Below are 12,992 nucleotides of genomic sequence, written 5' to 3' on the forward strand. Positions count from 1 at the left end.
GTCATCCGCGCCTTTCGTTGTCGGGGGCGGACCGCGGGGTCGGGTGCGAGGTGATCATGGCTGGCTTTGATTCTCGTTGGTGAGCAGGGGGTTCCACATGCGGCGCGCCAGTTCGCCGAAGCGGGTGGGTTCGGCCTCCAGGGAGGGCGGCGCGGTGGTGAGGGTTCCGGTGAGCTGGTGGAAGCGCGGAGTGGGGCCCAGGACGTAACGCAGGTAGCGGTCGGTGTGTTCGCCGTAGCGGCCGGGACCGTCCTTGCCGCCGTCGAATTCCTGCTCGGCGGCCAGCAGGGATTCATCGGGCGAGGAGCCCTGGCAGCGGCGTTCCGCGTAGGCGGCCGAGGCCGCGGGCGCGATGGGGAGCGCCTCGTTCAGACCGTCGTCGCGCAGTGCGCACAGGTCACGCAGAAAGGCCCGGGCCGCAGGGGCATTCGGGGCAGTGAGGGTGGATTGCCATGCGGGCCGGGCATGTTTGCCGCGCCCGATGGTGATGGCCCGCCAGCTCTGATGATCACCGGCCGCGGCGAGCGCCAGCAGCCGAACCCAGGCCGCCATGCGATGTTTCGGGGCGAGGCGGGAGAAGGTGGTCCGTAGCAGCGCATCATCGTGCACATCGGGCACGGTACCGGTGAGCCGGCGGCCGTCGCCCAGGTCCACCGCGATATCGACGGTGCGGGCGGGGATTTCGTGCAGCGGCTGGGCAACCCGCACCAGCCGGTCCACGGTGGTCTCCACCTCGTCGAGCACCGCCGCCCCGAGCGCGAACGGCGGTAGCGTCCCGCGCCGCCATTCGGCCGCGCGCAGCGCATTCGGATCGACGCCGGTGAGCCGGGCGTTCAACATCCGTTCGCCCATACCCCATTTGGTGAGCCCGTCCAGCTCGATGGGCAGGCGGTCGGCGATCTCCTCGGCGCTCTCGGGCACCCGAATTCCCAAGCGCTGCCACAGGAATGCCCGCACCGGATGTTCGACGAAGGAGACCAGATCGGCCAGCTCCACATCACTGCGCTCACCGCCGGGCAGGGCGCCGGCCAGGAACGGCGGCCGCGGCGCGGGCGCCTGCTGTGCGGCGAGCGCACCGGCCAGCGCGACACTGTCGAAACTGAACGGCTTGTCGGCCCGGAAATTGCGGCGATCGAAGGGCTGCAGCGGATGCCGCGTGATCACCTGATCCAGCGCCGGGGCGCCGACGTGCGCGCGCACGGTGTCCAGCAGTTCGGCCAGCGGAATCGCGGGCGGCCGATGCGCCCCGGTGACCGGATCGGATCCGGTGTGCAGCAGCACAAGTCGCTCCCCCGCCGCCATGATGGCATCGAGCAGCAACTGCCGATCCTCACTGCGCGGATCACGATCACCGGGCAGGCGGTGCCGCCCCAGCACATCGTCGCCATCCGCACCGCCGGCGCGCGGGAACACCTCATCGTCCAGACCCAGCAGCACCACCACGCGATGCGGCACCGAACGCATCGGCACCATGGTGCATACCGTCAGCTCACCCGTGCGGAAGTTCGCCCGCGAGGGCCGTCCCGCCAGGCGCGCGGCCAGCAGTGCGGCAATATCGGTGAGCCGCAGCGGAATCTGCCCGGCGTGCTCGGTGGCGGCGGCCAGCTCGCGCCGCGCCTGCACACCCATCCAGCCCTGGCTGTAGGGCACCTCGGTGAGCAGATCGAGCGCACGCCCCAGCACGGTCGCCCATTCGGCGGCGGGCCGCGCGGACCCGGCCGGTTCGGCGAGCGTGGGCCCGCGCAGATCGCGCAGGCAGACCGCGAGCCGGTCCACGAACTCCGCGAAACGCCCGGCCAGATCGATATCATTGCTGTCGACATCATCAAGGGGCAGCACCAGATCCAGCCAGTCCTCGGTGGATTCCCCCGCGGCCACACCCAGCAGAATCCGGTCGACGGCGGCATTGAGGGTGTTCTGCGCGAAATCGCCGAGCCCGAAGGCCTGCCGCTGCCGCAGCCCGATTCCCCAGCGCGCACCGGTCTCCGCCGACCACTCGCGCAAGCGCTCGATATCGTCGTCGTCGAAACCGCAGCGCAGCCGAATCGGTTCCGTCGCAGCCAGATCGAGGACCTCGGTGACGGTGACCCGGCCGTCGGCGAGCTCCAGCAGCGTGGCGATCACATCCAGCAGCGGGTTCACCGCCCGCTGCGCGCGGTCGGCCAGCCGCACCCGTAGTCCGTGCGCGGGATGGCCGGGCTGGGTCCCGTCGATGGACCACTGCCCGAAGGCGGCGCGCACCAGCGGCGCGTAACTCTCGACGTCCGGGCACATGACGATGACGTCCCGCGGCTCCAATGTCGGGTCCGCGGTGAACAATCCGAGCAGGGCATCACGCAGCACCTCGACCTGCCGCGCCGGACCGTGGCAGGAGTGCACGGCGATACTGCCGTCGGCCAGCGCGGGATCGGGCATGAGCGACCAGCGGTCCTGCCGGATGGCGGCCTGCAGTTCCGACAGCAGGGTGCGGGCGCCGATGGCCTCGGGCTGCGGGTGATAGGTGTCGATGTGATCGTAGGCGGCCAATCGCTGCTGCAGCTCGCGCACATCGCGCCCGAGCGCGGCCAGCAGCGGATGCCGCACGCGCACACCCGAATTCGGGATGACCTCGGCGTCGGCCAGCTTGGTCCACAGCGCCGGACTGGGATGCACCAGCCACAGGTGCACGCTGCGCCCGGCCGACAGGGCCGACAGCACCTGCAATTGATCGGTGCTCAATCGTGTCACGCCGAAGAGCGAAATCCGTTCCGGCAGCGAGACCGACTCCGGTTCGGCCCGCAGCCGCGCGCAGGCCGCGTCGAGTCGCTCGGCCGGGCTCGGCGTACCGACCTCCGCCCGCAGTCGCCGCCACAGCATGGGCTGCCACACCAGATCGGGCGGCAGCTGATGGCCCGCGCCGTCGGTATCGGAACCGGCCGCCCAGTCTGTGATCATGGCCGGGCGCTGCATCGCATACCCGCCGAAGAGCTCGGCAATGCGCGCCGCCGTCGCGTACCGGCGGCCCACGCGATGCCCGCCCGCATCACCATTGCCGAGATGGCGGGCCAGCACCGCACTCCACGGTTCGGTCAGCGCGGCGTCGAGCACCGGCAGCAGCGTCCACACCACCCGCTCGGGCGCCCACGGGTCCTCGTCCGGGATCAGTCCGGTCGCCTCCGCCAGCACCCGCGCCACCAGTGCGGCCGGATCGGCGAAGTCGATATTGGCCGCCACGCCGTCGGCATGCGCGGCGCTGCCGAGCACCACGCCCAGCCGCTGCTGCAGCCAGCGCTCGACGCCTTTGGCGGGGACAGCGACGACTTCCGGGGTGAACGGATCGCCGAGCGGATCCGCGAGCAGCCCGGCGAGCGCGTCGGCAAGCGTGTCAGCACGCTCCGCACGATGAATGTGCACGACCTGTGTTTATACAGCCAGCGAACGATATGCAATCATCTGGCTCTACGGTCGGCCGCGTGACACCCACCACACGCCCGTGATTTGCTAGGGCGCGCCACTCCGAATTTCTAGTGTGGTATGCGACAGTGCATTTCGGGGAGATCGTTGGTCCATCACGAAAGGCTGGTTGCGCGATGTCTGCGTCTGTGATTCCTATGATCCCGAGACGCGGGTTCACCGTCCGGCGGGTCGGAGAGCGCTGGGAGCTGGTGAATTCCCGGTACTACGGTCGCCACGTCGTCCTGCAGAGCTGGGCGCGCGATCGCCACACCGAGGCGTTCGAACACTGCTATCGCCTCAACAGCCGCCGCACCGAAGAACTCACCGCCGCATTCCGCTGAACGATTCGGGCGAGTCGCGAATCCGGGCGCGCCGCAGCGAAAGCGCATGCGCGCCAGGGGCCGATCGGCGGACTCGCCGACACGGACAGCGAAACCCCCTGTGACAGCGGCATTTCGATAGCAGACAGGGCAAACCATCTCAAGACGTGCAAAACAGGCATTGCGGTGTCTATTGTTTCCCTCCGTGCGTTCCCCGAAGGCCCGGCGCTCCCGCGTGGCCGCCTCCACCTGCCTCCTCGCCGCCGCGGCACTGATTCCCGCCGCGCCGGCATTCATCCCCTCCGCCGGCGCCAAGCCGGTACTCATGCAGGGCTGCCTGCAGGGATTCGACTGCGATATGAGTAATCGAATAGCCGCGGTCGACAACTATCTCGCCGGTCGTCCCGGCGTCACCGGATATGTGATGCGTGACCGCGTCTCGGGCGGCATGTACCGGAATGGCAACGCGGACACCATGTTCTGGACCGCGTCCACCATCAAACTCGCAATCGCGGAGGATCTGCTGAATCGCGCCCGCGTGGGCGCCATCACGCTGGGCCCCGACGATCGCGCCACCATGGAGGGCATGCTGGCAACCTCCAACGACGCGGACGCCGACATCCTCTGGAACAAATTCGCCGGCATCGATCGCATGTCGTTCAACAACGCCTTCCGCGCCAACGGTATGAGCGGGCTCACCCCGCTGCCGCCCACCACCTCGCTGGAGCAGGTGAAGCTCTTTCCGGACTGGGGCTTCCAACAGTGCACCCCCGGCGATCTCGATCGGCTCATGGACAGCGTCCTGAACCATATGAATCCGGACGACCGGGCCTATCTGGTGGACCGCATGCGCAAGGTCGACACCAATCAGCACTGGGGCGTGTGGGGCGCGGGCGCGGCCATGCAGCCGGGCCTGAAGAACGGCTGGTCCGATGAGCAGGGCGGCTGGGTCGTCAATTCGGTCGGCTTCGCCGGGCCGGGCGAGCGGTACACCCTCGCCATCATGACCGAGCAGGGCCCGGACGGCAGCTACACCGACGGCTCCGAGACCACCACGCACGTCGCGCAGATGCTCTTCGCGGGCCGCTGAGCAGGTTCTTCACTCGACGCTGAGCGCGGCCCGGTGGCACCGGGCCGCGACCTGCTTCCGCGAGCATGTCTTTTCGCCCCGAACTCCCCTTCGTATTGTATTTTCAGACCTGATGTCCTTTAAGTCGGTTTCCGAATGATCCTGATTCGTCGTCGAACCTCACGCCCCACTACCCTTGGACGTGAAGTGTCGTAGTTTCACGTCTGGGTTTCACCGTCTGGCTAGGAGCAGGGACTAGATGAACGCCGATAATTCCGTCGCACAGCGCCACCGCGTGGTGGTGATCGGGTCCGGGTTCGGCGGCCTCTTCGCTTGCAAGCACCTGCGGAAGGCCGACGTCGACATCACGCTCATCTCCAAAACCTCCACCCACCTGTTCCAGCCACTGCTGTACCAGGTGGCCACCGGCATCCTGTCGGTCGGCGAGATCGCGCCCGCCACCCGCATTGTGCTGCGCAAACAGCAGAACGTGCGGGTCATCATGGGCGATGTCAACGACATCGACGTGAAGGGCGGCACTGTCACCTCACGGCTGCTGAACCAGGACACCGTCACCCCGTTCGACAGCATCATCGTCGCCGCCGGCGCGCAGCAGTCGTACTTCGGCAACGATCAGTTCGCCACCTACGCGCCCGGTATGAAGACCATCGACGACGCCCTCGAATTGCGCGCGCGCATTCTCGGCTCCTTCGAGGAGGCCGAACTGGCCAAGGACCAGGAGACGCGCGACCGCTTCATGACCTTCGTGGTCGTCGGCGCGGGCCCCACCGGCGTCGAATTGGCCGGGCAGATAGCCGAACTCGCGGACCGCACGCTGGACGGCACCTTCCGCAATATCGACACCCGCGACGCGCGCGTGATTCTCGTCGAGGGCGCGGGCGCGGTGCTGGCTCCGATGGGCCCGAAGCTCGGCGGCAAGGCGCATCAGCGGCTGGAGAAGATGGGCGTGGAGATCCAGCTCAATGCCATCGTCACCAATGTCGACGCGCGCGGCGTCACCATCAAGGACGGCGACGGCACCCGGCGCATCGAATCCGCCTGCAAGGTGTGGTCGGCCGGTGTGCAGGCCAGCGGACTCGGCAAGATCCTGGCCGAGCACTCCGAGGGCACCGAGGTCGACCGTGCCGGACGCGTGATCGTCGAACCGGACCTCACCATCAAGGGCTACCCGAACGTCTTCGTGGTCGGCGATCTGATGTCCGTACCGGGTGTGCCCGGACAGGCGCAGGGCGCGATCCAGGGCGGCACCTATGCGGCGAAGGCCATCAAGGACGGCATCGCCGGGCACAAGCCCGAGGAGCGCAAACCGTTCAAGTACTTCGACAAGGGCTCGATGGCCACCGTGTCGCGGTTCTACGCGGTCGCCCAGGTGGGCAAGCTGGAGTTCAGCGGCTTCTTCGCCTGGCTGGCGTGGCTGGCGCTGCACCTGTGGTACCTGGTCGGTTTCCGCAGCCGCTTCGTGACGGTGCTGGAGTGGTTCACCTCCTTCCTGGGCCGCCACCGCGGGCAGATGGCCGCCACCGAACAGTGGGTGTTCGCCCGGCTCGCACTCGAAGCGCTCGATGATCCGGACGAAGCGCGTGAACTGCATAAGCAGATCGGCGGCGAATCCGCTTCCGGCAGCGGCAAATCCGCGGCGAATGCCAAGGCGGCACCGGCCACGGAGACACGCGCCGGCTGACCACACCGTCAAGGGCCCATGACCCGACCAATCCGGCGCGCCGACCGGATCCGAATGTCCGACGTCCGTCGACATTCGTCAGAAAGGTCATCCATGGGCAAACGCCAACCGGCTGATCAGGTTTCCTCGCATCGCCGCCGTATCGGTTCCCTCGCCCTCGCGGGAGCACTTCCGCTCGTCGCCGCTCTCACCACCGCCGCGGCCGCTGCGGCGGATCCGGTTGCGGGCGACGACAATCCGTCCGCCGTGATCGAGAACCAGCCCACGACCCCCGCGCAGCCCGGACTCGTGCTCGACTCCCCCTTCGGCCAGCTCAATGTGCCGGTGCCCCCGATGGTGTCGGAAGGCGCGCGGCCGTGGGCCGAGACCGCCGCGGCGCCCGTGGGCGCCCCGGCCGACGGCGGGTCGTCCCAGGCCGCACCGGTCATCGACCCGGTGACGGACGCGGCCGATCCCCTGGTCGATGCGGCGGGCGCGCCCGCGCCGCTCGTGCGCGTCGGCCGCAATTCCGTCACCGGGGTGCGCGATATCCCGAACGGCCCGGTGGCGGCGGTCGATGTGCAGGGTCTGCACATGCCCGATCCGTCGCTCGCGGCCGATGTCGCCCCGATCGCGGCCCCCGAGGGCAAGCTGCGCTTCTGCGATACGCAGATCGACATCCCGTCCTTCCTGACGCCCGAGCAGGCCGCACAGGTCAATGACTACTCGGCCCGCACCGAGGCGAACCTCGCGCGCACCCTCGACTCGGCCGGCTTCGAGCCGAGCCGTTCGGACCGGATCGCCGCGCAGACCGTCGGCACCGCTGCCGTGGGTGCGGCGGTGGGTGTGGGCATCGCCGCGCCCGCGGAGGTCGCCGGCGGGGTGCTGGGCGGCGTCATCGGCGGTATGGCGGGCACGCCCTTCGCTCCGGCCGGGTGGGTTGTCGGCCCGGCCATCGGCGCGAGTGCGGCCGTCTCGCTCATCGCGGTGCCCGCGGCGACCATGGGCGCGGGCATCGGCGCGGCGTTGGGCGCGGTGAACGGTGTGCTGGCCCCCGCGACCGCGCCGGCGGCGGGCACAGCGGCTCCCGGGGTAGCAACCGCTGAGTAATGAACGATTTGTCGGGGCCGGAATCCATCAACTGGGATTCCGGCCCTGATTTCGTGAACTACCAAGCAGTTAGCTAACTTTCGGCAATGCGGACGTTCTACGCGACTCCCGAAACCGACCAATCCAGTTGACCGACGGGTCCGAATGCTGGGCGTCGATGTTCACCCTCGGAGGAAAGGACGCGAATGGCCGCAGGTAAGCACAGAGCCCTCAACCCGCATCGCACCAAGGTCGGCACCGTAGTTGCAGCGGGTGCCGTGCCGCTAGTCTTGGCGATCGTCGGAACGGGTACCGCCAATGCCGCACCGGAGACATCCAATTCGGTGACGGCACACGACGATACGTCCAAGCAGTGGCCGGCGGCGGATGCTCCCAATGTCAGCCCCTACGAGGGCATGCACATCCCAGGTGACACCAAGAGCTCCATCCAGTGGTCGCGTCAGGCCCCGGACAAGAGCTATCTGGCCCCGGTCGGCGTGCTGCACGCACCCGTCCCCGTGGCCGCCGTGCCGCCGATCGCGCCGCTCCCGGGCAAGTTCCGGTTCGGCGATTCCTCGTTCGACATCCCGGCCGGGATGGACAGCGAGCAGGCGATCCAGATCAATGACCAGGCCGCCACGACCGAGGCGAATCTCGCCACCTTCCTCGACTCGATCGGCATGGAGCGCAGCCGTTCCGACCGCATTGCCGGCCAGACCGTCGGCACCGCGGCCATGGGAGCGATGGCAGGAGCCGGATCGGCCGTGCCCATCGCGCTCACCTCGGCGACCGTCGGCGCCGCACTCGGCCTGGTGGTCGGACTTCCGCTGTTCCCGGTCGGCCTCGTCGCCGGTCCGGCGCTCGGTGCTGCCGCGGGTGCGGCGGTCATCGAGGTACCCGCAGCCGCGGCCGGCGCCGTGGTGGGTGCCATGGTCGGCGCGGTGAACGCGTACAACGCACCGCCTCGGGTCGTCGGCGACTGATGCAGTACGCCAGGCGACAAGCTTTTTCGCAGTAGAAGTGCGCGCGATGGGAACCGGGGGTGAGGTCCGGTTCCCATCGCGTTGCTGAATGTCCTATGCGGTGTCGCCGAATGTCCTACACGCGCAGGACAATTGCGGCCTACACGCGCAAGGCAGTTGCGGTGCGCGTGAACAGAGTTCCGCCCGCCGCGAGCGGCAGCAGCGCCGCATCCCTCCCGGTGATCTCCGCCGGTCGGTCATCCGGATAGGTCAGCACGCTCTCCAGCGCTCGCGGTCCGGACAGCGCATCATCGGTCGCGGCGTCCCCACCGAGATCCAGCCGGTGCCGCAGCAGCGGCAGATCGCCGATATCGGCGCGCAGTTCTCCGGACCAGAAACCGTGGTCTTCCCCCGTGCGGCCGATCTGCACTCGCTCCCGAAGTCGCAGTCGCGCACCCTCTTCCAACCGCACCGTGGTGAGCGTCTCGTGCTCGGCCCCGCCGGCGACCACGGTCGGCTCCGGATCGAAATCCAGCTCCCCGTCCGCCGCCACCTCGAAACGCCAGTGCGCCAGCGATTTCCGCGTCTGACGGCCGGGCAGCGCAATCGTGGCCGCCACCGAGCGCACCAGCAGACGCGCACCCGGGCCGACCGTGATCCGGATATCCAGCTCGTCACCGCCCAAAGGCGTTGCGGCCGTGCCGATCAGGTGCACGGTACCGACTCCGGTGCGCCGCGCCGCCAGAGCGCCGACCGCGTGAATCTGCGGCAGCGTCCCGGCGGCAGCGGTGATCCGCAGCTCAGTGCGCATATCGCACCGGCTCAGTGCACATGGCTCGCCCGCGTGGCACGCAGCTCAGTCGGCCATCCGGCATACAGGTCAGTGCGAGTGTGCGGCACCGGCCGTCGCATCCTGCTCCGCGGCCAGGCGCAGCTGTTCGCGCACCCAGGTCAGCACCGGTGTGGCGGCCGGGTCTTCGGTGAGCGAGGTGAAGACGAACGGCCTGCCCTCGCGCACCTTGGTCGAATCGCGGTCCATGACAGCCAGATCCGCGCCCACCATGGGTGCGAGGTCGGTCTTGTTGATGACCAGCAGGTCCGAGAAGGTCACGCCCGGGCCGCCCTTGCGCGGGACCTTATCGCCGCCGGCGACGTCCACCACGAAGATCTGCGCGTCGATCAGGCCGGAGGAGAAGGTGGCGGTGAGATTGTCGCCGCCGGACTCCACCAGGATCAGGTCCAGGGGCGGATTCGCCTCGACCAGATCATCGATGGCGTCCAGGTTCGCGGTGATGTCGTCGCGGATGGCGGTGTGCGGGCAGCCGCCGGTCTGCACCGCGGTGATCCGCTCATCCGCGAGCACGGCGTGCCTGCGCAGGAAGTCGGCGTCCTCGGTGGTGTAGATGTCATTGGTCAGGACGGCCAGGGACAGCTCGTCCCGCAGCTGCCGGCACAGCGCCGCCACGAGCGCGGTCTTACCCGAACCGACCGGTCCGCCGATGCCGATGCGCACCGGCTCCCCGGGTGTGCGCGCCCGCTTGGGCCGGTCGTGGTGATGATCGTGCGGTTCACCGTCGATGAGGTGGGGTGGCATATGTGCTCCTTTCCGCAGTCATCCTGTCCGATGCACGTAAAGCGCTTGTTACCTGCCCTCGATCCGCTGGTCAGGAGGCGAACAGCGGCATATCCCGGATGAGATGACGTTCGGCCAGCACGTCCTGGAGGGGGTCCGAGAGGGACATCATCGCCTTCGTCGCCTCCTGCGCGGTGCGATCACAGACCTCGGCGAGTCGGATGGTGCACGCGGCGACCGCGGCCGGATCGAGCGCGAGCAAACGCTGTGCGGCCGTCGCCGCGCCCGTCATGGTCGTGTAGACGACAACCCCCGCGATCTCCTCCGGAGCGGACCCGGAGACCACGCCGACCACACCGAACACCGTCGACAGATGCGGGCGTGGGCCCACGCCGGACCAATCGCCCTGCGGCCAGACCTGTTTCGCCAGTCGCAGCAGGCCGCGACCCTGTGCGCGGGAGGCGGTGCGCGCGGCGGGCGACGGGGTTCGCGCATCGGCCTCCAGTTCGGCGCGGGCGGGTTCGAGTGTCCCCGCGCAGACCGCCGCGGCGAGCGAGGCCGCCACCGCGCCCGAGGTGCGGATACGCCTGCGCAGGTACAGCTCCACCGTCGCCACATCGCGCACCAGCCCGGAGGACACCGCCTCCTCCACGCCGCCGGAGTGCACGTGGCCGCCGATGGGCAGCCGCGAATCGGCCAGGGTGAGCAGCATGGCCAGACTCATCGACGCACCTCCGGGTATCGCATCGCTCGATCCTAAGCCGCCCCTAGCGGACGCTTGACCTCAACCTTGGTCCAGGTAGCAAGCTGGTCGACGCGACCAGTTCTCGATCCGAGGAGTTCCCATGCATGCCATCCGCCTCCACGCCTTCGGCTCCGCCGAGAATCTCCGGTACGAAACGGCGCCCGATCCCGAGCCCGGTCCCGGCCAGGTCCGCATTGCCGTGGCGGCCTCCGGCGTGCACCTGCTGGACACGACCCTGCGCAGGGGCATGGCCGCCGGACCCATACCGCTCCCCGAGCTGCCGACCATCCCCGGCCGGGAAATCGCCGGCACGGTCGATCGGATCGGTCCCGGAGTGGACGACACCTGGCTCGGCACAACGGTTGTCGCGCACATCGGCCAAGCGCCCGGCGGGTACGCCGAGCTCACCGTCACCGAAGCCGAACGCCTGCACGAGATTCCGGCGACTCTCGACGCGGCGGCGGCCGTGGCAATGATCGGCACCGGCCGAACCACCCTCGGCATACTGCAATTCGCCGACATCACTCCCGACACCGTCGCCCTCGTCCCCGCCGCGGCGGGTGGCATCGGCACCCTGCTGGTGCAGTTCTTGAAGAACGCCGGAGCCACGGTCATCGGCCTGGCGGGCGGCCCCGAAAAGGTCGACCTGGTCGCGCGCAATGGCGCCGACCTGGCCCTCGACTACCGCCGCCCCGACTGGGCGGCGAAAATCCGCACCGCCTACGGCGACCGCCCGGCCACCATCCTCTTCGACGGCGTCGGCGGCGAAACAGCCGGCACGGCAATCGATCTCCTCGACAAGGGCGGTCAGCGCCTGGTCTTCGGCTGGTCCGCCGGACCCGTCGAGATATCCGATCAGGAACTCGCCGACCGCGGCATCACCTCGACCCCGGTCCTGGGCCCGCCCATGATGCAACGCGCGGGCAGCCTGCGCAATCTCGAAACGCGCGCCCTGGCCGAAGCCGCCGCCGGCCACCTCCGCCCCGCCCTGCACCGCTTCCCGCTGGCCCAGGCGGCCGCTGCCCACGCCGCTCTCGAAAACCGCCACACCACAGGCAAAGTCGTCCTGATTCCCTGACCGGACGGGTGTTCGCCACACCAGGAGACTCGACCGCCACACACCCCGTCCCGTGCGTCATGCCGACTGGACCGTACGGATAGCGACCGGATCCGGTCCGGCAGGCCCACGGGCCGCACTCGCAGAGTGCGACCGCGCCGGCCGTCATGCGCATCGCATCGCATCGCATCGCATCGCATCGCATCGCATCGCATCGCATCGCATCGCATCGCATCGCGGCAGGGTTGGGTGTGCGGCGGCGTCGCCCGCAGGCAGGCAGCCGAGAATCGGCTGCCTGCCGACGATCAGCCCTGGCCCGCGACGGTATTGCGCAGTGTGCCGATGCCGGAGATCTCGACGTCGACGGTATCGCCGGGATGCATCGGGCCGACCCCGGCGGGGCTGCCGGTGAGCAGCACATCGCCGGGTTCGAGGGTGATCCACCGGGTGACGTAGGCCAGTAGCTCACCTACGCCGAACACCATGTCCGAGGTCGGCGCCTGCTGAACTGTGCGATCGCCGAGCCGGGTGGTGATGCGCAGTGCCGCCGGATCGGGGATATCGGTTTCGATCCATGGACCCAGCGGGCAGAAGGTGTCCGCGCTCTTGGCACGGGCCCACTGGCCGTCGGCACGCCAGTCGTCCGCGGTGACATCGTTCGCACAGGTGTAGCCGAGGACGAAGTCGGCGGCACGATCGGCGGGGACATGGCGGGCGGTGCGGCCGATGACCACCGCCAGCTCACCCTCGTACTCCAGCCGCCGTACCTCCGCCGGGCGCAGCACGACCGAGCCGGGACCGGTGATCGCATTGCGGCCCTTGAGGAAGAGCGAGGGCTGCCGCGGCCGGGGCAATCCTTTCTCGGCGAGCTGACCGCCGTAATTGCTGCCCGCGCAGACGATGGTGCGCGGGTCGCAGGGTGACAGGAGGGTCAGCTCCGCGAGCCTTGCCACCACCGCGCCGGGTTCGGTGTTCCCGTCGGGGAATTCGCGCACCTCATCTCCGGTCAGCACGCCGCGTCCGGTCCGTCCTTCGAGCCAGTAGCGCACGATACGCATAAT

The 12,992-nt window shown here is 69.1% G+C and carries 11 protein-coding genes; 6 read left to right on the top strand and 5 right to left on the bottom strand.

The window, feature by feature from the left end:
- Positions 1 to 54 precede the first annotated feature (54 nt).
- A complete protein-coding gene (recC, locus tag OG326_RS27085; RefSeq protein ID WP_327139939.1) occupies positions 55 to 3,393 on the bottom strand; it encodes an exodeoxyribonuclease V subunit gamma in 3,339 nt (1,112 codons plus the stop codon).
- A gap of 197 nt (positions 3,394 to 3,590) precedes the next feature.
- Here recC and OG326_RS27090 point away from each other — a divergent pair, with 197 nt between their 5' ends.
- The 5 genes from OG326_RS27090 to OG326_RS27110 all read left to right on the top strand — a co-directional run bounded on the left by OG326_RS27090 (position 3,591) and on the right by OG326_RS27110 (position 8,577).
- Positions 3,591 to 3,776 carry a hypothetical protein gene (locus OG326_RS27090; RefSeq protein WP_327139940.1) on the top strand — a complete coding sequence of 62 codons (186 nt, stop codon included), beginning with the start codon at positions 3,591 to 3,593 and terminating at the stop codon, positions 3,774 to 3,776.
- A 172-nt stretch (positions 3,777 to 3,948) separates the two neighbouring features.
- On the top strand, positions 3,949 to 4,845 hold the full coding sequence (locus OG326_RS27095; protein ID WP_442790833.1) for a tat pathway signal sequence: 897 nt from the start codon (positions 3,949 to 3,951) through the stop codon (positions 4,843 to 4,845).
- A 238-nt stretch (positions 4,846 to 5,083) separates the two neighbouring features.
- A complete protein-coding gene (locus tag OG326_RS27100; RefSeq protein WP_327139942.1) occupies positions 5,084 to 6,526 on the top strand; it encodes an NAD(P)/FAD-dependent oxidoreductase in 1,443 nt (480 codons plus the stop codon).
- A gap of 93 nt (positions 6,527 to 6,619) precedes the next feature.
- A complete protein-coding gene (locus OG326_RS27105) occupies positions 6,620 to 7,615 on the top strand; it encodes a hypothetical protein (RefSeq protein ID WP_327139943.1) in 996 nt (331 codons plus the stop codon).
- A gap of 185 nt (positions 7,616 to 7,800) precedes the next feature.
- Positions 7,801 to 8,577, top strand: a complete 777-nt coding sequence (locus OG326_RS27110) for a hypothetical protein (RefSeq protein ID WP_327139944.1) — start codon at positions 7,801 to 7,803, stop codon at positions 8,575 to 8,577.
- Positions 8,578 to 8,716: 139 nt separating this feature from the next.
- On the opposite strand, the gene OG326_RS27115 is transcribed toward OG326_RS27110, so the two are convergent.
- The 3 genes from OG326_RS27115 to OG326_RS27125 all read right to left on the bottom strand — a co-directional run bounded on the left by OG326_RS27115 (position 8,717) and on the right by OG326_RS27125 (position 10,853).
- Positions 8,717 to 9,367: an urease accessory protein UreD gene (locus tag OG326_RS27115; RefSeq protein ID WP_327139945.1), complete on the bottom strand. Its 651-nt coding sequence runs from the start codon at positions 9,365 to 9,367 to the stop codon at positions 8,717 to 8,719.
- Positions 9,368 to 9,436: 69 nt separating this feature from the next.
- Positions 9,437 to 10,150: an urease accessory protein UreG gene (ureG, locus tag OG326_RS27120; RefSeq protein WP_327139946.1), complete on the bottom strand. Its 714-nt coding sequence runs from the start codon at positions 10,148 to 10,150 to the stop codon at positions 9,437 to 9,439.
- A gap of 70 nt (positions 10,151 to 10,220) precedes the next feature.
- Complete coding sequence (locus OG326_RS27125) at positions 10,221 to 10,853, bottom strand: urease accessory protein UreF (RefSeq protein ID WP_327139947.1); 633 nt, start codon at positions 10,851 to 10,853, stop codon at positions 10,221 to 10,223.
- Between the two features lie 121 nt (positions 10,854 to 10,974).
- Between OG326_RS27125 and OG326_RS27130 the strand changes: the two genes are divergently transcribed.
- Positions 10,975 to 11,952 (top strand): zinc-binding dehydrogenase, encoded by a 978-nt coding sequence (locus OG326_RS27130; RefSeq protein WP_327139948.1) that lies wholly within the window; start codon positions 10,975 to 10,977, stop codon positions 11,950 to 11,952.
- A gap of 284 nt (positions 11,953 to 12,236) precedes the next feature.
- On the opposite strand, the gene OG326_RS27135 is transcribed toward OG326_RS27130, so the two are convergent.
- Positions 12,237 to 12,989 carry a fumarylacetoacetate hydrolase family protein gene (locus OG326_RS27135; protein ID WP_327139950.1) on the bottom strand — a complete coding sequence of 251 codons (753 nt, stop codon included), beginning with the start codon at positions 12,987 to 12,989 and terminating at the stop codon, positions 12,237 to 12,239.
- Positions 12,990 to 12,992: the final 3 nt, after the last annotated feature.

Origin of the sequence: Nocardia sp. NBC_01327 (assembly GCF_035958815.1) — a bacterium.
In the GTDB taxonomy this organism is placed as follows: Bacteria; Actinomycetota; Actinomycetes; order Mycobacteriales; family Mycobacteriaceae; genus Nocardia.